General features: G+C 54.0%; 21 protein-coding genes and 1 tRNA gene. 7 read left to right on the plus strand and 15 right to left on the minus strand.

Annotation, left to right across the window (positions count from 1 at the left end; all coding sequences use genetic code 11):
• Positions 1-47 precede the first annotated feature (47 nt).
• From fusA to AL01_RS02535, 3 genes are all read right to left on the minus strand, one after another.
• Positions 48-2,159: an elongation factor G gene (gene fusA / locus AL01_RS02525; RefSeq protein WP_077395676.1), complete on the minus strand. Its 2,112-nt coding sequence runs from the start codon at positions 2,157-2,159 to the stop codon at positions 48-50.
• A gap of 153 nt (positions 2,160-2,312) precedes the next feature.
• Positions 2,313-2,618 (minus strand): 50S ribosomal protein L28, encoded by a 306-nt coding sequence (gene rpmB / locus AL01_RS02530; RefSeq protein ID WP_077395677.1) that lies wholly within the window; start codon positions 2,616-2,618, stop codon positions 2,313-2,315.
• A 133-nt stretch (positions 2,619-2,751) separates the two neighbouring features.
• Positions 2,752-4,557, minus strand: coding sequence for an ABCB family ABC transporter ATP-binding protein/permease (locus AL01_RS02535; RefSeq protein WP_077395678.1), 1,806 nt, complete (start codon positions 4,555-4,557; stop codon positions 2,752-2,754).
• A 171-nt stretch (positions 4,558-4,728) separates the two neighbouring features.
• Between AL01_RS02535 and AL01_RS02540 the strand changes: the two genes are divergently transcribed.
• Positions 4,729-5,571 (plus strand): NUDIX hydrolase, encoded by an 843-nt coding sequence (locus AL01_RS02540; protein WP_077395900.1) that lies wholly within the window; start codon positions 4,729-4,731, stop codon positions 5,569-5,571.
• A gap of 80 nt (positions 5,572-5,651) precedes the next feature.
• A complete protein-coding gene (locus AL01_RS02545; protein WP_077395679.1) occupies positions 5,652-6,767 on the plus strand; it encodes an AI-2E family transporter in 1,116 nt (371 codons plus the stop codon).
• Between the two features lie 12 nt (positions 6,768-6,779).
• On the opposite strand, the gene AL01_RS02550 is transcribed toward AL01_RS02545, so the two are convergent.
• From AL01_RS02550 to AL01_RS02580, 7 genes are all read right to left on the minus strand, one after another.
• A tRNA-Pro gene (locus AL01_RS02550) sits at positions 6,780-6,856 on the minus strand.
• Positions 6,857-6,920: 64 nt separating this feature from the next.
• On the minus strand, positions 6,921-8,852 hold the full coding sequence (locus AL01_RS02555) for a MerR family transcriptional regulator (RefSeq protein ID WP_077395680.1): 1,932 nt from the start codon (positions 8,850-8,852) through the stop codon (positions 6,921-6,923).
• A complete protein-coding gene (locus tag AL01_RS02560; RefSeq protein ID WP_077395681.1) occupies positions 8,839-9,159 on the minus strand; it encodes an integration host factor subunit alpha in 321 nt (106 codons plus the stop codon). Before AL01_RS02560 ends, AL01_RS02555 begins: the two co-directional genes overlap by 14 nt.
• A 107-nt stretch (positions 9,160-9,266) precedes the next feature.
• Positions 9,267-10,262, minus strand: coding sequence for a beta-ketoacyl-ACP synthase III (locus AL01_RS02565; RefSeq protein WP_077395682.1), 996 nt, complete (start codon positions 10,260-10,262; stop codon positions 9,267-9,269).
• A 9-nt stretch (positions 10,263-10,271) separates the two neighbouring features.
• The gene (plsX, locus tag AL01_RS02570) at positions 10,272-11,375 is read right to left on the minus strand and encodes a phosphate acyltransferase PlsX (RefSeq protein ID WP_077395683.1); all 1,104 of its coding nucleotides are present in this window, start codon (positions 11,373-11,375) and stop codon (positions 10,272-10,274) included.
• Between the two features lie 105 nt (positions 11,376-11,480).
• Complete coding sequence (rpmF, locus tag AL01_RS02575; RefSeq protein WP_077395684.1) at positions 11,481-11,687, minus strand: 50S ribosomal protein L32; 207 nt, start codon at positions 11,685-11,687, stop codon at positions 11,481-11,483.
• Positions 11,688-11,908: 221 nt separating this feature from the next.
• Positions 11,909-12,508: a DUF177 domain-containing protein gene (locus tag AL01_RS02580; protein WP_158075921.1), complete on the minus strand. Its 600-nt coding sequence runs from the start codon at positions 12,506-12,508 to the stop codon at positions 11,909-11,911.
• Between the two features lie 257 nt (positions 12,509-12,765).
• On the opposite strand from AL01_RS02580, the gene AL01_RS02585 reads away from it, so the two are divergent.
• The gene (locus tag AL01_RS02585) at positions 12,766-13,320 is read left to right on the plus strand and encodes an outer membrane protein assembly factor BamE (protein ID WP_077395902.1); all 555 of its coding nucleotides are present in this window, start codon (positions 12,766-12,768) and stop codon (positions 13,318-13,320) included.
• A 66-nt stretch (positions 13,321-13,386) separates the two neighbouring features.
• Here the strand turns inward: AL01_RS02585 and AL01_RS02590 are convergent, their stop codons facing one another.
• Positions 13,387-13,932 (minus strand): MarR family winged helix-turn-helix transcriptional regulator, encoded by a 546-nt coding sequence (locus AL01_RS02590; RefSeq protein WP_241502663.1) that lies wholly within the window; start codon positions 13,930-13,932, stop codon positions 13,387-13,389.
• Positions 13,933-14,125: 193 nt separating this feature from the next.
• Between AL01_RS02590 and rpsU the strand changes: the two genes are divergently transcribed.
• Complete coding sequence (gene rpsU, locus AL01_RS02595; RefSeq protein WP_026294133.1) at positions 14,126-14,329, plus strand: 30S ribosomal protein S21; 204 nt, start codon at positions 14,126-14,128, stop codon at positions 14,327-14,329.
• 87 nt (positions 14,330-14,416) lie between these two features.
• Here the strand turns inward: rpsU and AL01_RS02600 are convergent, their stop codons facing one another.
• Both AL01_RS02600 and AL01_RS02605 read right to left on the minus strand, forming a co-directional pair.
• Positions 14,417-15,736: a glycosyltransferase family 39 protein gene (locus tag AL01_RS02600; RefSeq protein ID WP_158075922.1), complete on the minus strand. Its 1,320-nt coding sequence runs from the start codon at positions 15,734-15,736 to the stop codon at positions 14,417-14,419.
• Positions 15,737-15,833: 97 nt separating this feature from the next.
• Positions 15,834-16,298, minus strand: a complete 465-nt coding sequence (locus tag AL01_RS02605) for an Lrp/AsnC family transcriptional regulator (RefSeq protein ID WP_077395687.1) — start codon at positions 16,296-16,298, stop codon at positions 15,834-15,836.
• A 295-nt stretch (positions 16,299-16,593) separates the two neighbouring features.
• Here AL01_RS02605 and trxB point away from each other — a divergent pair, with 295 nt between their 5' ends.
• Positions 16,594-17,565 carry a thioredoxin-disulfide reductase gene (gene trxB, locus AL01_RS02610; protein WP_077395688.1) on the plus strand — a complete coding sequence of 324 codons (972 nt, stop codon included), beginning with the start codon at positions 16,594-16,596 and terminating at the stop codon, positions 17,563-17,565.
• Between the two features lie 295 nt (positions 17,566-17,860).
• Complete coding sequence (locus AL01_RS02615) at positions 17,861-18,805, plus strand: LysR family transcriptional regulator (protein WP_077395906.1); 945 nt, start codon at positions 17,861-17,863, stop codon at positions 18,803-18,805.
• Here the strand turns inward: AL01_RS02615 and AL01_RS02620 are convergent.
• Positions 18,786-19,073, minus strand: coding sequence for an HU family DNA-binding protein (locus AL01_RS02620; protein ID WP_077395689.1), 288 nt, complete (start codon positions 19,071-19,073; stop codon positions 18,786-18,788). The genes AL01_RS02615 and AL01_RS02620 overlap by 20 nt on opposite strands.
• Positions 19,074-19,205: 132 nt before the next feature.
• Positions 19,206-19,688, minus strand: a complete 483-nt coding sequence (locus AL01_RS02625; protein WP_077395690.1) for a MucR family transcriptional regulator — start codon at positions 19,686-19,688, stop codon at positions 19,206-19,208.
• Positions 19,689-19,898: 210 nt separating this feature from the next.
• Between AL01_RS02625 and AL01_RS02630 the strand changes: the two genes are divergently transcribed.
• The gene (locus tag AL01_RS02630; protein ID WP_077395691.1) at positions 19,899-22,094 is read left to right on the plus strand and encodes an FUSC family protein; all 2,196 of its coding nucleotides are present in this window, start codon (positions 19,899-19,901) and stop codon (positions 22,092-22,094) included.
• The last annotated feature ends 14 nt before the right edge of the window (positions 22,095-22,108 follow it).

A 22,108-nucleotide genomic window follows, 5' to 3' on the forward strand; every position in this document is an offset into this window, starting at 1 on the left:
GCGAACTGACGGAGGGCCTCCTTAAAGAATGATCGCTACAGGGCGTATTAGGAACGCTCTGCGATGATCTCATCCTGCACGTTACGCGGTACCGGCTCATAGTGATGGAACTGCATGGTGAAGGATGCACGACCCTTCGTAGCAGAACGCAGATGAGAAATGTAACCGAACATTTCCTTCAGCGGCACCTGAGAACGGATCAGAACGGTGGAGCCAGATGTCTCCTGGTTCTGAATGATACCACGGCGGCGGTTCAGGTCACCCACCACGTCACCAACGTGATCGTTCGGGGTGGTGATTTCCACATCCATGATCGGCTCCAGAATGACCGGACCAGCCTTCTTCATACCTTCACGGAAGCAAGCCTTAGCGGCGATTTCGAAGGCCAGAGCCGAGGAGTCAACGTCGTGGTACTTACCGTCTTCCAGAGTGAACTTGAAGCCCACCGTCTCGAAGCCAGCCAGCACACCCGTCGTGGACTGCATACGCACGCCCTTATCGACAGCCGGGATGTATTCCTTCGGCACAGCACCACCGACGATCTTGTTCTCGAAGATGATCTCTTCGTCACCCTTCTCCGGCAGCGGCTCGAAGGTGATCTTCACCTCAGCGAACTGACCAGAACCACCGGACTGCTTCTTATGGGTGTAGGTCTCGGTGTGGGACTGGGTGATCGTCTCACGATAAGCAACCTGCGGAGCACCGATGTTAGCATCAACGCCATATTCACGGCGCAGACGGTCCACGATGATGTCCAGATGCAGCTCACCCATACCGGAAAGAATGGTCTGACCTGTTTCCTGGTCTGTCCGCAGATGCAGAGACGGATCTTCAGCTGTCAGCTTCTGGAGAGCCAGCGTCATCTTCTCGACAGCATCCTTGGTCTTCGGCTCGACAGAAATATCAATCACTGGAACCGGGAACTGCATACGCTCCAGAACAACCGGGTCAGCTGCATCAGCCAGTGTGTCACCGGTCACGGTGTCTTTCAGACCAACGAAGGCAGCAATGTCACCAGCGCCGACAGACTTCACTTCCTGACGCTTGTCAGCGTGCATCTGGAACATGCGACCAACACGCTCCTTGGTGCCCTTTGTGGTATTCAGCACGGTATCACCCGTATTCAGCACGCCACGATAGACACGAACGAAGGTCAGTGTACCATACTTATCGGAGATGATCTTAAAGGCGAGACCAGCGAACTTGCCTTCCGGGTCAACCGGGATGATCGGCAGGAAGCTCTCGTCAACTTCCTTATCTTCCGGCGGAGCAATACGAATACCCTCAACCTCATCCGGAGCCGGGAGGTAGTCAATCACAGCATCCAGCAGCGGCTGCACGCCCTTGTTCTTGAAGGCCGTACCACACAGGACAGGGCGGAACTCACCAGAGATCGTACCCTTCTTAATGCAGCGCTTCAGAGTGGCGAGGTCTACTTCGCCCTTCTCGAAATACTCTTCCATAGCGGCGGTATCGACGCTCAGAGCCGTATCAAGCAGGTTCTGACGTGCTTCTTCAGCACGCTCCTTCATGTCGGCCGGAATTTCTTCGTAGTGGAACTTAGCGCCCAGCTCACCACCTTCCCAGACGATGGCACGCATTTCCACCAGGTCCACAACGCCGACCATGTTCTCTTCGGCACCGATCGGCAGCTGAAGCGGAATGGCCACGATGTCCAGCTTCTCCTTCAGTGTGCTGAAGGCATAATCGAAGTCGGCACCGGTACGGTCCAGCTTGTTGATGAAGATGATACGAGGCACGTTATAGCGGTCAGCCAGACGCCAGTTGGTCTCGGACTGCGGCTGCACACCGGCCACACCTTCGATCACGAAGATGGCACCATCGAGCACACGGAGGGAGCGGTTCACCTCGATGTTGAAGTCGATATGGCCAGGGGTGTCGATGATGTTGATGCGGTGGCCGTCCCACTCACAGGTCACAGCAGCGGAGGTGATGGTGATGCCGCGCTCACGCTCCTGCTCCATGTAGTCGGTCGTGGTGTTCCCGTCATGCACTTCACCGATACGGTGGGACATACCGGTGTAATAGAGCATGCGCTCTGTCGTCGTCGTCTTACCGGCGTCAATATGAGCGGTAATACCGATGTTGCGAATCTTTGAGAGAGCGGACTTCGCGCCCTGAACGCTGTCGTCGGTCACGGGAAACCTCCAAAATGCAAGGAAAGGTGCCACCGCCTGCGCCGGGGCACCCTCATCAGACCCTGTATGAATACCAGAAAAACGGACTGTGCCGGCAGAGTCACCCCGGAACAGCCGCCCGCCCTATACTAAGGACGGGCTCAGCTACCTAAATTAGGCAGCTGGCTGGGCAGCCTTACGCTCCTGAACGCGCAGGATACGACGCTTGATAACAAGAGCCTCCGGCGTCAGTTTCCGGTTCGGTGTACCCAGCAGGAAGGAATCAAGTCCGCCATTATGCTCAACTGTACGGATACCCTTAGCGGACAGGCGCATACGCACCGGTGCCTCGAGGATATCGGACAGGAGCGTGGCTTCCTGAAGGTTCGGGAGGAAACGGCGACGGGATTTGTTATTGGCGTGGCTGACGTTATTGCCCGTCAGCACCCCTTTGCCCGTGACATGGCAACGGCGAGACATAGAACTTCCTCGATACTGTGATACGCAGAGCCGCAAAACGGCTTGGCGTGTTCCGTAAATAAGGCGGGCTTATGACGTATAGACGCTGATACGTCAAGTCTTTCCTGCCTTTCATACCGACAGAAGTAGCCCGCTACCCCTCTACAACCGAATGACTTTCAACGGAACCCCCTCTCGCCTGTAATCTCCACATTCCTGCGTAAATACCTTCTTTTTCCAACAGGTCATGATGGGTTCCCTCTTCCATCACCTTTCCACCCTCCATAACAAGAATATGGTCAGCACGCTGGATCGTAGAAAGACGATGGGCAATCACAACCGTTGTCCGGCCGGACGACAAAGCCAAAAGCTCCCGCTGTATGGCGTCCTCCGTTTTAGTATCCAAAGCACTGGTTGCCTCATCCAGCACGAGCAAGCGGGGGCTACGCAATAGGATACGAGCAATGGCCATTCTCTGCCTCTCCCCGCCAGAAAGGCGCACACCTCGCTCTCCGACCAATGTGGCGAACCCATCCGGCAATCTCTCAATAAGTGGCCCTAACTGAGCAGCTTCGGCAGCCTGTCGGATTTCCTCTATTCCAGCCCCTACCCGTCCATAGGCAATATTTTCAGCAATCGTGGCATTAAAGAGTGATGTATCCTGCGCCACCACGCCAATCTGCGCCCGCAGGACGTCAAGCGACAGATCAGGAAGAGCCACGCCGTCCATCAGCACCTTTCCTTCCTGCGGATCATACAGACGACTGATGAGCTTCGCTAAGGTCGATTTACCAGACCCGCTACGCCCCACCACTGCAAGCATTCTGCCAGCTTCCAACCAAAAGCTAACATCCCGTAGGATCAACCTGTCCGGCTCATACCCAAAGACAACATGCTGCATCTCTAACGTGACGCCTCCGGGATGCCCTGTAGGCAGTGGCACAGGCTCTGGCGGGGACTGTATCTCCGGCTCCAAAGCCATAAGCTCTAGATAGGCCTCCATATCCACACGAGCATTACGCCAGCTAGCCCCAACATAATTCAACGCCCCGACTGAGGCATAAACACTGCGAAGATAAGTGCCCATCAGCACAAACTGTGCAACACCGATTCGATGAGACTCAATATCCAGTATAGCCATCCCCAGTAACGAGGCCGTTGCTAAAGCAATCAGAATATTGCGAATGGCCTGAGAACTCCCTACAAGTTTCTGCAACCGTGCTTCAGCTGCGCTCAAAGACTTCCATATCTTTTCCTGCCGCCGGCTTTCATAAGCGGCATTACCAAAAGCCCGGACAATATCTGCATTCAGCAAACTATCTACAAGATGACGGTGTGCATTGCTGTTTGCCCGATTACGTTCCCTACGGGCCTGCATCCGCCAACGCGTGAAAAGAAATGATATGCCCGCATAAAGAAGCAACGTGCCGCAGAGCAGCACCAAGTACCAACCATCAAAAACATGCAGAACCACAAGGAATGTCAGCCCCAAGCCCAACAGGTTTGGCATGACATTAGAAAACGCCATATCCACGATCGTGCTAGCCGCATCGGCGCCTCGGTCGATGATGCGGGTCAAAGCCCCGGTCTGCCGCTGCTGGTGAAAACGGGCACTGAGTTGATGAATATGTTCCAATCCCCGCAGGCTAATCCGTTCCCGCAGCACCGTTCTTATCGGCACCATAAGCAGACTACGCACTGGCCCTGCTACTGCCCCCAGCATACGCAGGACTGTATAGCTTGCCAGTAGAAGCATGATGGCCACCAAAGCAGTCTCATGCCCTGAAAGCCGACCGACCATACCACTGAACAGCCAAGGCGTGGCAACGGCTGTCACGCTCTCCAAGATCAGAAGAATACAAGCGCAGCAAAAGCGCAAAGACCAACCTTTCAGGGAGGGAGGACGCACTTGCTGCCAGAAGGCCCGCATAGACAAACGTCCGTTTTTTATTGCTGCCATAAAAACCTGATAAATATTCCACTGATGAGCTAAGAGCCGTCCCTAGAAGAACTTTACACCCTCCCGTCCTTTCTGCCAGCATCTGCCTGTTGACAATGCCGCTGGAACGGATGCGTCCCTGACGCCACCGCCCTCATCTCCACATCATGAATGAACATTTTTGAGAACCTCATGCTGTCCTCCGCTGCCTCTCCTTTCCTCCGCCACATCGAACGATGCCGTAATGTCACCCTCCCAGCAGGGCGTCTCCCCCTGCTGCATAACGGCATAACCATCGGCCTAGTAGACCCCACTTGCCTGAGTTGGATGACCGACCCTGCATGCGCTGACCTACTGAGGGTGAATGGAGACCACATCCTCCTCCCAGACGGGGAGAATCTACGGCAAATCAGCACTATTCTGGCACAGCAGGAACGTTATGTGCCGTTCAAGGAGTGGTTTGATGTCCGCTCTTCCGAGGGGCAGATCATCGGACAGGTTGACCGCGGCTTGATCCCGGTCTTCGGTGTGGAGGCTTCTGGTGTCCATTTGAACGGCCTTGTCCAGAAAAATACGGGCCTGCATCTCTGGGTCGCCCGCCGCAGCCCCCACAAGCGGCTAGACCCCGGCAAGCTGGATCATCTGGTGGCCGGAGGCATGAGCAGCGGCCTCACAGCAAAGGAAACAGTCATTAAGGAAGCTGAGGAAGAAGCGGCCATCCCGGCCGACCTTTCCCGTCAGGCCCGCCATGCCAGTACGCTCCATTATGCCATGTCCCGCCCAGAAGGGCTGCGCCGTGACCGACTTTATTGTTACGACCTCCTACTCCCGGAAGATTTTATTCCCCATATCAATGATGGCGAAGTGGAATCCTTCCATCTCATGCCGGTTGAGGATGTATTTCAGCAGGTGAGAGACACGGATGATTTCAAATTTAACGTTAATCTTGTCCTTCTGGACCTTTTCCTCCGGCTTGGGATGTTCGATAAGCAAGACAGCTCAATTCTGGCGGAGAATTTACATGGGCAAGTCTAATTGACCACCCTTTCCGGACCGCCCCACAGCAATGTGACGCCCTTCTTCATTCTGGCAAGCTGACCGAGACACCACACACTATGACCACTCCTTCCGACAAGGGTACTCCACAAATCAGGCTTACCCTGCCCTCCAAAACCCTACAGAAACGCGCTCGCGGTTTTCTTGCGTTATTCTTCATCCTTGCTGCCCTCTGGACACTAAAAGGCATGCTGCCGGCCCTGCTATGGGGCGGCATCTTCGCTATCGCCCTCTGGCCGCTTTACAAGCGGTCGGTAAAGCGCTTTGGCCAGACCATCTGGCTGCCGCTACTCTTCACCGGCGTGCTGGCATTGGTCTTTCTAGTGCCCGTTTCCTTCATCAGCATCAAAACCGCAGACGAGGTCCACTCTGCCTTTCTGTGGCTTGATTCAATCCGCCACCAAGGGCTACCCGCTCCCGCTTGGCTGGATCGTCTGCCTGTAGCCTCTGGACAGGCCAAGGCAATCTGGACAGAGCATCTCAGCAACCCTGATACCCTGAACGAACTCTTCCATTCTCTGAATGTCGGTCACAGTGTTGCCGTAGGCAAACAGTTTGGATCAGAAATCCTGCATCGGGGTATTCTGTTCGGCTTCTCGATGCTGACACTTTTCTTCCTACTCAAAGATGGCGACAGCATCATCCGTAAATGCATGATCGGATCGCAGCGTCTTTTTGGAGCACAAGGGGAAAGCCTGGCACGGCAGATCATCGCTTCCATTCATGGCACGGTTTCCGGGCTGGTTCTGGTGGGTCTTGGCGAAGGGGCCATCATGGGCGTGTGCTATGTAATCGCCGGTGCACCACAACCGCTTATCTTCGGTTTGGCAACAGCCATTGCCGCTATGGTGCCCCTACTGGGCTGGATCGCCGTAACAGGGGTCTGCCTGCTGATCGCCTTCAAGGGCAGCATGCTAGCGGCAGCCATCGTATGGCTAATTGGTGCGATCGTGCTTTTCGTAGCCGACCACTTCATTCGCCCTGTCCTAATCGGCGGCAGTACGAAGGTGCCGTTCCTCTGGGTTCTGATGGGTATTCTGGGGGGTGCAGAGACATGGCAGCTGATGGGCTTGTTCATCGGCCCGGCCATTATGGCAGGATTGCACCTACTATGGACACTATGGACCAGCAATAAGGTCTCTGCCCACCGTGCACCACATAATGTAAAGGAGTGAAACCGCAGGAGATGGTCGGGCAGGCGGGATTCGAACCCACGACCCCCAGTCCCCCAGACTGATGCGCTACCAGACTGCGCTACTGCCCGTCGTCCTGCGGTGAGGAAGCTCTAGCAGCCTCGGACTATTCTTGCAATGGTCCGAGGCTTTTTTTTAACATTTTTCAGAAAGTAAGGTCTTTTTCATCCCGGCTAGTTCACCGAGGAGATCACGCAAGAGACCATCCAACTCGCTTTTCCGCTTGGCCTGAAGACGGCTATCCATCTCCTGAGCAGCCAACCTTTGCTGGAGGACAACACCCTCCCCTTCCAAAGCCCGGATCCGTTCCAAAGATTCCGCATGCCGCTCACGCTCTTCGGCAAAACCGGCTTGTTCCTGCCGCAGCTCGTCATTCTCCGCTTCGAGGCGTTCCACCTTCTCAACGATGACAGCTTGCGCAGCCTGCTTTTCTTCGCCTTCTTTCAACGAACGCTTGAGGCGCACATTTTCATCCTCAAGCGACTGCATGATTAAGACAGACTGCTCCAGCTTCCGTACGAGCTCCTGCCGCTCCCCGCTCAAGGTCTCTAGTTGGCTGGTAAGCTTCTTATGCTGAAGGGCCTCTTCTTGCTGCAACGAGTGAAGCTGTTCTTGCTCCGCCTGCAACGCCGTAAACCGACCATGCAGCTCATCAAACTCACCTTGTTTGACCTCTGCATTTTGCAGCTGCTTTTCCACTTCAGTTGTCAGACGCTCAACTGTCTCCCTCAGGCTGACAGTCTCTTCTTCCAACGTCTGATACCTAACCTGCGCAGCTTCCCTCTGCTTTATGTCAGTAGTACGCAGCGTTTCATTTTCAGCTTCCAGAGCATGGCAGCGTTCTGCCTCCGCCCGAACCTCCTCCAGTTCTTTGGTCAGCTCCTGAACCCGCCCATGCTCGACTTGCATGTCCGCCAGCTTTCCCCTTAGCCCTTCAAGCTGGGTCAGCCGCTCCTTGCGGGACTCTGCCTCTCTCTGATGCTCTTTTGCTTCAGACCTCAGCTGCTCAATCGTCTTCTGCAACTCGTGATTGCGCTCTTCCAACGTCCGACCACGAGCTGCCTCTATTTCACGCTGTTTCTGCCCCGCTGCTCGCAGAGCCTCATTCTCAGATTCGAGGCGTTGAGCACTGGCCTGCACAGCTTCCAGCTTTTCACGCAGGGCTTGTGCTTCCTCACGCTCCGTCTCTCGCTGTTTCTGCCCTGCTAACCGCAGAGCCTCATTCTCAGATTCGAGACGTTGAGCACTAGCCTGCACAGCTTCTAGCTTTTCACGCAGGGCTTGTGTTTCCTCACGCTCCGTCTCTCGCTGCTTCTGCCCCGCTAACCGCAGAGCCTCATTCTCAGATTCGAGACGTTGAGCACTGGCCTGCACAGCTTCTAGCTTTTCACGTAGGGCTTGTGTTTCCTCACGCTCTTCCTGCAACCCGGCCAGTTCCGAACGCAACTCATCAAGCTGTAATTGTCGTTCTTTCTCGCCAGCTTCTGCCTGTTGATGCGCCTTCTTTTCTGCCGTCAGACGCTCAACAGCCTCTTGCAAAACAAGATTCTGTTCTTCAAGCTCCGCCAAATAAGCTTTTTCGTCTTCCTTTTGAGGCACAGCATCATGGGCTTGCTCAAGTGCCTCTTTCAAAGAAGTGTTTTCATCTTCCAATGTCTTAAGAGACAGAGCAATGCGGCCAAATTCTTCAAGACGCTCATTAAGCGTCTTATTTTCCTGCTGAAGTTCCTTCAGTTGATCAGACTGCAGCGACACACCCTCACCGGTCGTCTCCTCACTCCCATGAGACGATGATACGGTGTCGTCACCGATAATCCCCTCACGCTTCAGCTGTGGGACGACCTCATGACTTCGGGCACCATCCTGATAAAGCAACCGGGCAATATTCCGCACGATCATGACGGCCCGCTCGTCATAATAGCTCTGCCCATCCCCACGCTGCTCCGTCTTAAAAACGGGATAGAGACTTTCCCACGAGCGCAGACGGTACAGAGGCAGGCCCAGCTCTTCGGCAACACTGGCTGCCGTCCTCAGAGCATCATGCTGAGATGAATCAGTGGAAGTCATTAGGGGCACCCTGCGTTACTGATCTACCGTTAACACTCTCCCGCAACAAACGAGACGGACGGAAAAACGGTACACGCCGTGCCGAGATGACGGCTTCCTCCCCCGTAAGGGGATTCCGCCCCAGACGAGGCGCTTTATCCCGCACGGCAAACGTTCCAAAGCCGCTGATTTTCAACGACTTACCCTGTTCAAGCGTCTGGACAAACAGCTCGAACATTTCCTCCAGAAACAGGATGGCCTGCTGCCGGGAAAAGCCATGCTCCCCCTGAAGGAGCTCTATCAGATCAGCGCGTGCAATTGTCTCCATAATGAGAAAACGTATCACGAGCCATCTAATTAGCACACTGAAAAAACGAAATCCCCTGCATATAAATCAGGGGATCTCATAAGTATCTTACCAGAAACTGAACAGTCTCACATTCTTATGAGTGCTGAACCCCATGTAAGACCACCGCCCAGAGCCTCCATCAGGACCAGATCACCCTGCTTGATCCGCCCATCCCGCACAGCTTCATCCAATGCCAATGGAATAGAAGCAGCAGAGGTGTTGGCGTGGCGATCCACCGTCACTACGACCCGATCCGATGGCAAAGAAAGCTTCTTGGCCATGCCATCAATAATTCTTAGATTCGCCTGATGTGGCACCATCCACTGAATATCTGTCCCCTTAAGACCGTTAGTCTCCAAGGCTTCATCAACAGCAGCAGCCAGATTGACGACAGCATGACGGAATACCTCCCGCCCGTGCATCTTCAGAGCTACCTTGCCGGATGTACAGCCAACGGCCCCATCAACATAAAGGAGGTCCCCAAGCCGCCCATCTGCATGAAGGTGAGTCGACAATATGCCTTCACCCTCATCAGCGCCTGCCTCTAGCAGGACAGCGCCCGCACCATCACCAAACAGAACGCAGGTAGACCGGTCTTCCCAATCCAGCAGACGGGAAAACACCTCCACGCCAATCACCATAATACGCTTGGCCTGACCCGAGCGGATCATGGAATCACCAATCGTCAGAGCATAAACGAAGCCGGAACAGGCCGCACTGACATCAAAACCAAAGCCCCGTTCCATACCCAGAGCCGCTTGAACACGCACAGCAACTGACGGGAAAACCTGATCCGGCGTTGATGTCGCCACAATGACGGCATCAACATCGCTAGCTGCTTTACCGGCGTGATCTAGGGCCCTCTGCGCTGCCTTATGAGCAAGTGAAACGGCCGTCTCATCCCCTGAGACGATATGACGCTGCTGGATTCCCGTTCTGGTCCGTATCCACTCATCTGATGTATCAAGATTGAACTCAGCAGCCAGCTCGTCATTACTGAAAGCACGCTGCGGAAGAGCACTGCCGACACCTATCAGACGGGCACCCGTTACCTTGTTCCGGGACTGTTTATCCTGCGCCATATGAAGACGTCACTCCTGCTCTTTATTCTCTCCAGACTGCCCCAGCATACCCAGCTGGTCCAGACGGTGGCGGATCTTGTCGTTCAGACGATTCTCTACAGCGTCTATAGCGACATCCACAGCAGAGGCGAAACCTTCCGCATCGGCTCCGCCATGTGACTTCACAACGATGCCATTCAGCCCCACAAACACAGCACCGTTATAGCGACTGGGGTCAATCCATTCCTTCATCCGGCGCAAACCGGGGCGCACCAGAATATAACCAAGTTTGGTCAGCCAGTTGCTCATGAACACACTTCTGAGCAATCCGAATGCCAGCTTTAGCGCACCCTCACCCGTCTTCAGTGCAACATTGCCCGTGAAACCATCCGTCACGACAACATCGGTCACGCCTGCAGTGATATCGTGGCCTTCTACGAAGCCATAAAAACGATCCGACAGAACGCTGTCCCGCAGCCGCTCTGCAGCTTGTTTCAGACGCTCATCACCCTTCAGCTCTTCCGAACCGACATTAAGCAGACCGATACTGGGTGCTTTGAGGGACAAAGCAGCCTGTGCAAAGGCCTCGCCCATGATGGCGAACTCGACCAGATTACGAGCATCACAAACGATATTTGCACCAAGGTCGAGCATGACGACATCGCCACGAGCCGATGGCTGAACCGCCGCCATAGCTGGACGTGAAATACCGGGAAGAGCCTTAACAATGATCTTTGCCAGCGCAAGCATGGCACCGCTATTACCGGCAGAAACAACGCCCCGCGCTTCGCCAGAAGCTACAGCTTCCATGGCAATCCGCATAGACGATCCCCGTACACGGAGGGCCGCAGTAGGCTTCATCTCCATAGGGATACTCTCCGGCGCATGGCGCACGGTGCATAGAGCTGAAAGTTTAGGATAATTCGTAAGCGATGCGTTCAGCACCTTCTCATCACCGATGAGAAGAATCCGGATTTCTGGGTGACGGATAGCCGCCATCTCCAATCCGGCAAGAACGATCCCGGGGGCGTTGTCTCCCCCCATGGCATCAACGGCCAGGGTAAAAGGAGCTGGAGAATGTGCAGTCTGTTTTTCGACTCCACCCTCAGCTCTAACGCCAGACGCCTCCGTCATGAGTGCAGCCCCCAGAAAATCCTTGTTTTCCTGCCTAAGCAGGACACAAAAAATGCAACCCCGGACTAAAAGTCCGGGGCTTTATCCAATTAAGGATACAGACTATCAGGCGCGGACAGCTGTCTTCAGGGCACGGCCCTCTGCGCTGACAACCTCACGGCCATCATAATGGCCGCAATGGCTGCATACATGATGCGGGCGCTTCATTTCGCCGCAGTTTGCACATTCAGCGTGCGCCTCAATACGAAGAGCCTGATGGCTGCGACGCATGCCACGACGGGACGGCGTAGTCTTTCTCTTGGGGACGGCCATGGGTTTCTGCCTCTCACTGGGTTGCGTATCCGGCTTCTGCTACCGCACGGCGCGGCCTCAAGCCAGAGAAATCTCACTAGGTGTTCACCACCGCCATAAGCCACGGTGCTCAGGCGTGGGGCTCTAGCAGAGAGAATAACTCTCTGCAAGCCATCAATGCCACTACGGCATTGCTCCTTGCCTCCCGCCTTTAACAGAAGGCTAGAGGAATTACCACTCCCTTACGGCTCTTTCCGTAATTTTTTCAGTACATCAAACGGATTTTCTCGGGCAGTATCACGGCGTGCATCCAGCTCATCATCAGACGGCGTGACCTCTACAAATGTCTCCAGCCCAGCCCCTGCCCGGCGGGGATAAGGGGTGAGGCATAAAGCCAACTGTTCGGCTGCCGCCTCGCCTAGGTCAATCATACGGCCATCGTAGGGGATATCATCAGCATCCTCCTGAAGGAGTGCCTCAATATCAATATCCTCATCATCAGGCATCTCAGAGGCTGGAACGAAACGCAGGCTGAAAGGCTCATCAATCACTTCTTCCACCGGTTCACCCGTAATGATGCAGGCCTGTTCCAACCGCGCCTGAATATGCCCCTCTGCCAGAACGATATTCTCGGCCCCCCGCTTGAGGTCAAAGGTACAGGAAAGCCGGTCCAGAGACAGCAGACCAAAACGCTTCCGCAGCCCCTCTCTCTCCTCCGCATTAGCTTCCACATGCTCCCTGAGGGGACGGCCTGTCTTTGCCAAAGGAATGCGATGCGAAAATTCCGGCGTACTCTTTCCTTCAGACTGTGCTCCAGCGTCTGCTTTTCCTCCAGATGACATGATGACCTCCCGGTAATTCCATAATGTGCCTCTTTCAGAAGGAGGCATGGCTGTGAAGTCAAGGTAAAACTGTGTTGACTGAAGTGCTTAGGGATGACGGACCACGAAAAAGATTGACATACCGCCCTCTCTGAGGCACCGGAAAGAGCACGTACGGCTTGCCCGCATACTATCAGGACAGTTTGCCCTTCATGACCAGCTTTTCTACTGCCGCCACCTCGGACAAGAGCACCCGTTTTCTCCGTCTGACCCGCCTCATGGCAACGCATCGCCGTTGTTGGACGGGCCTACTGGCTGGGGGAATACTCATGCTCAGCGGTTGTGAAGCCATCAGCCCCCCTCCTATTCCTCGTGGGGCACTGATTGAGAAACTGGATTATGACCAGCTTGTCCTCAATTCCAGCACTCAGAATGATGCGCTGAGCATTCTAGGCTCTCCAACGGCGCATGCGACCTTCAATGACAACACATGGATCTACATCTCCATGACGAAGGACCTTGTCCCGCTGGCTCATCCTGTCGTGGATAAACAACAGATTCTGGTGCTGAACTTCGACAACGCGGGCGTTCTCCGCAAAATGAATGTGCTGAATAAGCACGATGCCATCCGTGTCTCCATGGCGGGCGGTGCTACCCCAACACCGGGAACGCATATTTCCGTTATTCAGGAACTGCTGGGTAACGTTGGCCGCTACAACCCGATGAGCAGCATGGGCAGCACGTTCGGCGGGCTGGGAGGCAGCGGTATGGGCGCTGGCCCGATGAGTGGTCAGGGAACCGGTAACGGTGGCGTTGGCAACTCAATGCCCTGATTCCCCAGCGGGATAACAAAGCACAGGGAGGACGAATCCTCATCCAACGAGGCCCCCCTCCCTCTCCTACAGCCCATCAGGAAGCTGACTAACCTGTTCGGCGGCACGGAGAACTCGGCGGAAACCATCAACGGCATTGCCATCAACCTGCCGATAAGCCAGTGTCAACACTGTGCGGATGGCCATAAAGAGCTCCGCTTCCAGCCGTCTTCCTTCATTTGTTAAGAAAACAGGCCGTTTGCGCCGGTCAGCACCGTCTTGCCGTTGCTCGACTAGCCTTTTCCCCTTGAGCTCCCCCAGTGCCCGCCCCAGTGACTGCTTGGTAATGCCGAGACGCCTGCAAAGCTCACTGGGCAACAACCCCTCATGACTGCCCAACAGGAACATAATCCGATGATGGGCGGGCCCTAGACCATGGGCATCTAGCCCACTCTCACACGCAACAGAAAGGGAACGCCAAAGCGAGAGAAAGCCTTCAAAAGACTGCCTGATGGAATGTTCTCTCAGGTACAGATGCGCATCGACCATGGTTCGTGTGTCATTCTGTGCCACCGTCTTGCTCCTGCTGTTTTTCACACGCTCATCCACATTCAGCATACGCTTCCCAGCCATGAGGAGCCATCAAACATACGAAATAATCCACAGATAAAGTAGCTCTTCAGTATTTCCATCTTCAGAAACTATTGTCTCACGTTTTGGAGTATGATAGGCCACTTCACACTGTAATCGGATCCGCGTCCTTCAATGGGTGATGCTACAGACACCGCTCGGGAAGGATCAGAACCCCAAAGGAGATGACGACACCGTGCAGGTTCTCGTTCGTGACAATAATGTTGATCAGGCGCTGAAAGCCCTTAAGAAGAAAATGCAGCGCGAAGGCGTCTTCCGTGAGATGAAGCTCCGTCGCCACTTTGAAAAGCCGTCCGAGCGCCGCGCTCGTGAGGTTGCCGAGGCAGTCCGCCGCGCTCGCAAGATGGAGCGTAAGCGTCTGGAGCGCGAAGGCTTCTAAGTTTAGCCTGTTCGTACTTTACGAATGAGAAAGCCATCCATATCGGATGGCTTTTTTCATATCTGCTACTTTTCTTACCGCTAAGGCTTACTGAACAACCCAGCCAGAAAGATTGTGTCTTACTTCCAATGAATAAAGCCGCAGGGGATGCCCTCTATCTTGTCTCCAGAGAGACCCTACTCCCGGCCTAGCTGGCCCGTAATGTTCGTCTTTCAAGTATAGAGCTGTTCCGGCCGTCTTCTGGGGCAAGCCATTTATATAGCCCCAACGCGAATCTCTCCCAATCAATGTAAGACCCGCCGGTTTCTGAAAGGCCAAAATAGAGGCTAGTGCGTAATCATCCGCTACCAAAAAAGGCGTGCCGACTGTGCGAGCCTCTCTGACCAAATCCTGCGCCATTCCGTCCCAGCCCGCCCCCAGCCTCGCTATGACATTTAGATGCGATGATAACGGCAAGCATCCTGTCAGACACTGAGTATAGACCAGTGCTGTACAAAGCCCTCCCACAATCACCGCCCCTTTAATCCGTTGCCCATAAGCAGCGCCTGCAAGAATTAGGATAGGGTACAGCACCCACACCCAATTAGGCTGTATGCGCTCCCCCGTTACATTCACTAGAAACAGTACTATCGCAGGGACAGACAACCACAGCAGCACACGCTTTTCATGGCGGGCACGCCATAATCCCACAGCACATAGTGCAGCGACCCAAGGCGTCAGAAGAGCCAACTGTCCGGCAACTAACTCCCCTAGAAATTGCCCGGCCCGGCTAGGGTGCCACTGAGACGCTCGACCGCCCTGCTTTAAAAGCCCAGCCCATCCATGATGATCATTCCAAACAAGCGTCGGTATCACCACCACTGTAGCGCAGATACCCCCCAGCCAAGGCCCTACCGTGCGCCACAAGCCACGCCCACCGAACAGCACAAACCCAACAAGGCCGACACCCCACAGCAAAGCCGTATATTTAGAATCGACCGCCAGACCTAGGCTGATTCCGCATAGACACCACCAACCACAGGCGGCGTAGCCTTCCCGTGCGTACAAAGCCCCAGATAAAGCCCACAGTGCTAAACAGAGGAACACAAACAGAGGGCTATCGGGCGTGGCAGGGACAAGCCCCACGGAGGCCATCAAGGTTACATTCAGTAACAGAATCGCCCGAAGCCCTATTCCCTCATGAAGGGGGAAAAAACGCCTTGCGGCCAGAAATAGCCATATATTGGCTAATATAAATCCCACCAGACCACAGAACCGGATACCAAACGGCGTATCCCCCCACAGGGCCGTCCCCAACCAAATCCACACAGCCACCATAAAGGGATGATCCAGATAGCCTCCCTGTAAATGCCGAGACCAAAGCCAATAATAGGCCTCATCCGGCACCAGCGGCATCTGTGCAGCCATGAGCAATCTTACCATGAGAAGCAGTCCGGCAACACAAGGCACTATATAATGCGGGCTCCAGTACCTGAAACTGCCAGACTTAATCATGGTTTAACCCTCAAAGAGGAACGCCGGCCCTCTCGCAGCTCGTACGGATCACCTGGAAGGTCTGTACACGCACGACATGCGCCACTTCGATCAGGTCCCGTGTCAGACGATTCTGATGTTCAGCATCTCGGGCCATAAGGCGAAGTAGAAAATCCTCACCTCCCCGGATCATGTGACATTCCCGTGTTTCTGGCCATTCGGCGACCAGAGCCTCAAACTCCGCCAGTACCGCCCCTTTTTGGCTGTCCAGTCCGACCAGCACAAAAAAACTGATGGACCATCCCAGCATCGCCGGGGCCAATGTCGCATGATACCCCTGAATGAGCCCCATCTCTTCCAGTCGTCTTACACGGCGCAGACAAGGCGGCGCAGAAATTCCGACCCGCCGGGCGAGTTCCACATTCGTAATGCGTCCATCCTGCTGAAGCTCAGCCAGAATGCTGCGGTCAATATCATCAAGGTCTGCAATGCTCATATGATTCCCAGCAACTCTGCTCACGGGGGCCTCCCAACGGCCCAGAAGGGGACAAGCATGCCCGCAGAGGGCCTCTGCGCCTGCTTGTATAGACTGATCTTTCTTATGTGAAAACTCTTCCGGCGGGAAAACGCAATATTATTTCGTTTCCTTTGGTATAATCATTTTTGTCGAACTCTTTCATATACTATATCTATTATCCCCGAGCCGGCGGCGACCATACTATCGGCCCGCCCTTAGAAACCATTCCTTTTCCCCATAAGCCGGGTCACATCCCTTTATCATGGAGCGTTCAATGGCAGAGACACATCATACCGACATGCTGATCGTTGGGGCTGGCCCGGCAGGTTACACAGCAGCCATTTATGCGGCACGGGCGGGCATGAACCCCATTCTAGTTACCGGAATGCAGCCGGGCGGCCAGCTGACCATCACCGATGAAATTGAGAATTTCCCCGGCTTCGCACAGCCTGTTCAAGGCCCGTGGCTGATGGAACAGATGAGAGAACAGGCCGAGCATGTCGGTACAAAACTCATTTATGATCTCATTACGGAAGCTCCCCTCAAACAGGGGCCAGATGAGGATGGCTACTTCCACCTGAAGGGTGATTCCGGCGACCAGTTCCGTGCCCGTACGGTTGTCATTGCCACAGGAGCACAGGCCAAATGGCTCGGCCTCGATTCTGAAAAAAAATATCAGGGTGCGGGCGTGTCGGCCTGCGCAACATGTGATGGCTTCTTCTACCGTGGCAAAGAAGTTGCCGTCATAGGCGGTGGCAACACAGCCGTGGAAGAAGCTCTATACCTGACCCATCACGCCTCCACTGTGCATCTCATCCACCGGCGGGACAGCCTGAAAGCCGAACGCATCCTACAGAAGCGTTTGCACGACAACCCCAAGATCAAAGTTCATTGGAACCGGGCTGTCCGTGAAATCATCGGCGAAGGCTCCCCTGCTGTCGTAACAGCTCTCGAACTCACCGATACCCAGAACAGCACCAACACGGAGCGGCTCGCTGTAGATGGCGTGTTCGTAGCCATCGGGCATAGCCCCAGCACAGGCCCTTTCCGGGATGAAGTCCTCTGCGATGAGGAAGGCTACATCACGACACAGCCGGGGACAGCCACAACATCCATTCCCGGCATCTTCGCTGCTGGTGATATTCAGGATAAAATCTATCGTCAGGCCGTTACGGCTGCTGGCACAGGCTGCATGGCCGCTCTGGAAGCGGAACGTTACCTTGCCGAAAAAAAGTATAATAGCTGAATGACATAACAAAGGGGGGATAGGATATATTTCCATCCTCCCTTTCCCTGAACGGTAAGCTACCCCTCTGAAGGTTGGATTGCTACAAGATAAAATGGACAGCACTAGTCCTTTGTTGGGCCTTCTGCCTGCCTTTTAATAGAGCACCAACCAACTTTGACGCCATTCTACTCTTGACCGATCGTTTCTTTTCGGGAATTTTTCATAAATTAGACATACGGTTAAGGTTACGATGCGGGGCGTTATGAGCAGAGCAGGCCATGATTATTGCGAAGGGGCATACGGGAATCAGAAAATGGACTGGGATAAACTCCGTATCTTTCACACCGTAGCCGAGGCAGGCTCTTTCACTCATGCAGGCGACCGCCTTAATCTAAGTCAGTCAGCTGTATCCCGGCAAATTTCTGCTTTGGAAGAAGTATTGGGCGTGCCCCTCTTCCACCGCCATGCCCGTGGTCTGATCCTAACAGAACAAGGCGAAGTGCTGCACCGTACCGCCCGAGAGGTCTTCTCCAAACTGGCCCTGACACAGGCTTTTCTGAGTGAAAACCGGGAGAAAGCAGCAGGGAAGATTAAGGTCACGACCACATCGGGTTTTGGCCTCTCATGGCTGACCCCTCGCCTGCACCACTTCATGGAACGACACCCCCACGTTGAGGTCACGCTCCTGCTGGAGGATTCTGACCTCGACCTGAGCATGCGTGAAGCTGATGTGGCCATCCGCCTACATCCCCCGACCCAGCCTGATCTCATCCAGCGTCATCTGGCCAGCTTCCATATGCCCATCTACGCCAGTCGGGAATATCTGGAAGAACACGGTACACCCAAGACACTGAAGGACCTAGCAGACCATAACCTGATCGGCTTTGCAGGCTGGCATCTCCCTCTTCCCCATGTGAACTGGCTGATCGAACGGCTTGTGAAGGACAAAATTATCCTTCAGCCTAAGGTCCCTCTCGCCGTCAATAACATTGCCGCTGTTGGTCTGGCTATTGCGCAAGGCAACGGTATCGGCACCCTGCCCTTCTATACCGCTTCTGCTCACCCCAATCTCGTCCGTATTCTGCCAGACGTACATGGCCCGCTAGCAGAGGCCTTCTTTGTCTATCCTGAGGAACTGAAAAGCTCCAAACGTATTTCCGTTTTCCGTGACTTCCTACTGGAAGAACTCAACACGGCACGCACAGGCAAGGATGTTCCGTCACATAGTGCGGAGCCGTTCATTTCTTCGGCTGATTAACCCGCTCCCGCAGGTCCTTCCCTGCGCGAAAAAAAGGAACACGCTTAGCCTCCACCGCTACGGACTGCCCTGTCCTCGGATTTCTTCCCTGATGGGCAGTGTGCTGGCGTGTTCCAAAACTACCAATCCCACGCAATTCAGCTCTATTGCCCGCCGCTAAACCGGCAGCAATGCAGGAAAATACCCCATCTACAGCCTGATCGACCTTATCTCTGGAAAGACCTTCCAGACGGGAGGCCAGTAAAGCGACAAATTCCGAGCGTGTCATCCGTACTCTCCGTCACTGATTACCCACCTAAGATTGACAAGAGGAAACCAGATACGTCAAGAAAAAACGCTCAATTATGGAAAAAGCCGGGCTTTAACCCGGCTTTTCCATACCTGCTGTTAATAAATAATTTTACTTTTTCTTTTCAAGCTCTCGTTTATTCTCTGCAGAAACACCAATATTGCGTCCAAGTCCAATTGTTCTGGCCAGCTCGGAACGGCGTGCCGCATAAGCTGGTGCCACCATGGGGTAATCCGAAGGCAGACCCCATTTCTCCCGGTACTGATCTGGTGTCATATCGTATGTGCTCTTGAGATGGCGTTTCAGCATCTTGAGCTTTTTTCCATCTTCCAGACAGATGATGTAGTCAGGATAAACCGACTTACGCACAGGAACAGCAGGCTGCTGCTTGTTCTGTTCTGCTGCAGTCTGGTTGTCATTCCCCTGTCCTGCAAGTGCTTCGTAGACCTGACGGATCAGTCCTGGCAAGCTATCTACAGCAACATCAGAGCCAGCTAGCTTTGCAACGACAATATCAGTCGTCAACTCAAGCAGTTTTCTCCGCTCTTCATTCGGAGAGGCCTGGGTCCCTCCGGCTGGGGTATTGTCTGTCATTGAATAACCTTCACAGCTACAAGTCTTCAGTAGGATTTTCAGAAAAGTTTTACTATTTTTCCTTTAAACAAAAAAGCAAAATATTCCATGTCCATGAAAAAACATGACCTCCGAAAGCATTATGATATTTTTGTTCAATTATAAGTGTTACCCCTCGCATATGTGAGCAAAGGGCAGTAATCTCCCCTGCCGGAAGCCACTGGATGCGCAATGATTACCCGTTTTCTGAACTTCAGGACCCCGTCCTTTTTCTACTGGATATTCACCCCTTCTTTGGATGGATTCCTATTTGCCCTGCGCACCACTATTGCAGCGTGTTTGTCTCTAGGGATCGCCCTGTGGTTGGAACTGGATAGCCCCATCTGGGCCCCCATGACGGTTTGGTCCGTGGCGCAACTTTCCCGAGGGGAAAGTCTTTCCAAAGCCCGCTGGCGCATCATCGGGACATTAACTGGTGGTGTGGCGGCCTTGGTATTTGTCGGCATCTACCCGCAGGCCCCATGGTTGTTCTTTCCACTCATTGCCTTATGGATCGGCTTATGTAGCGGATTGGCGACCTTTGTCAGTAATTTCCGTTCTTATGCGCTCGTTCTGTCTGGCTATACATGCGCCATCATCTGCATGGACGTGGTCCCATACACGGGCAGCATCTTTATGTTTGCCGTCTCCCGGGCCAGCTATATCATTCTCGGTGTGTTATGCGAAGCCTTTATCGGCCTTCTCTTCGCTTTCAATCAAGATCGTCTAGCCCACTTAAAAATACGGCAAAAGCTGGAAACTGCCCTCACTCTGGTGGCCGACACGCTGGGCCATATTCTTCAACGCGATACCAGTGCCCTAACAGAAGCCCGTAAGCTATTCGGAACCATTCTTTCCATCAACGATCAGATTGAATTTGCCGAGCTAGAAATGGGTGCTCATGGGCATGAAGGCGACCATGCCCGGGCTGCTCTGGCAGCGGTCTCCGCCTTACTATCCCGCAGTTTTGGTATGGCGACACGGTTGGAACTGCTTTCCTCCAATCACCAAGACTTTGATACGGTTGCCAAAGCATTCCGGCAGCTCCTCCAAGGCTTTTCAACGCGCCTTCCCAAAGAGGAAGAAATCTCAGAACTCCTTGCCGAACTCCAACACCTTCGGGACATCTGCCGCCGCTACGCAACGCCCCATCGGCAGAAAGTCATCTCCACGCCCGGTCAAACCGCAACGCCGGAAGAGAAAACCACCATCATTACTCATTCAGCACTGGATGAGCGTATTCTCTTCTCATCCCTTGGGGATCTGATCGGTGATCTGGAAGAAGCTATTACAGAATATCACGCCAGTACCCACAGCGTGCGGGGCGACCACTTCCAGTTCCAACGCCACACATATCGGGATGGACGGCTTGCCTTTAATAACGGCTTTCGAGCAGCTCTGACAATTCTTGTCACATCTTTCATTTACGAGATTACGGCATGGTCCAACGGCAATACGCTCATCAGTATTACTGCGCTGATTTGTGGGCTGTTCGCCACGAAAGAGAATCCCGTACTGGGAACAATAAAATTTCTCAAAGGGCTCGCCGTAGGATGGTGTGTGGCTTGGGTTCTCTGTTTCATCTTTATTCCCATGGTCACGACCTATGAACCGCTCATCCTCATTCTATCCTCCGTGATGATGATAGGTGGGCTTGCGCGTGCTAATCCGGCTACGGCCCCGGCTGCCTCGGCCTTTAACCTGCTGATGCCTCTTATGCTGGGTATCCAGAATCATCATGTCATTGATGAAGCCAAATTCTACAACACCAATCTTGCCATCATACTGGCCGGCGTAACGGCCGTTCTCATTTTCCGCAGTATCCTGCCCTTCAACCGCAAGGCCGAAGAGTTCCGGTTGCGCCGTGCAACATTGCGGGAACTGCGTAACCTTGCCAGCTTACACAGTAATCCACAAATCAGCGCATGGATCGGCCATAGTACAGACCGTTTCTCCCGTCTTCTAAGCCACGTCACTACCATGACACCACGTGTGGAAGCTGGGATTCAAGGTACGTTGGCCACCCTGACATTGGGGCTGAACATCATCCGTCTTCGTGGTCTTCTCAACCGTGAATATCTACCCGAAAGTGCCCGCCGCCCCATCATGTTGGTGCTTCATCACATCGAACATGCCTCACGACACCACGGCAGAGCTGCCCGCATGACCCGCGCTGCCATCCGCCGCCTGCGTGAGCTGGACACACAAGACCATGAAGCCATTATCCGGCTGGAAATCACCCGTGCCCTGACCCATCTTGTGGTGGTCGAGCACACTCTGCGCACGAATGAAGACTTTCTGGATGCAAGCAAACCCTTCCTTGGAACGGGTTTCTCGGTCTCCCCCGGTCATGAACCACCCCATGAAGCTGTTCTGGAAAAGGCTTGATCTCCTGATCTTAT

The sequence above is a fragment of the Bombella intestini genome (genome assembly GCF_002003665.1).
In the GTDB taxonomy this organism is placed as follows: Bacteria; Pseudomonadota; Alphaproteobacteria; order Acetobacterales; family Acetobacteraceae; genus Bombella; species Bombella intestini.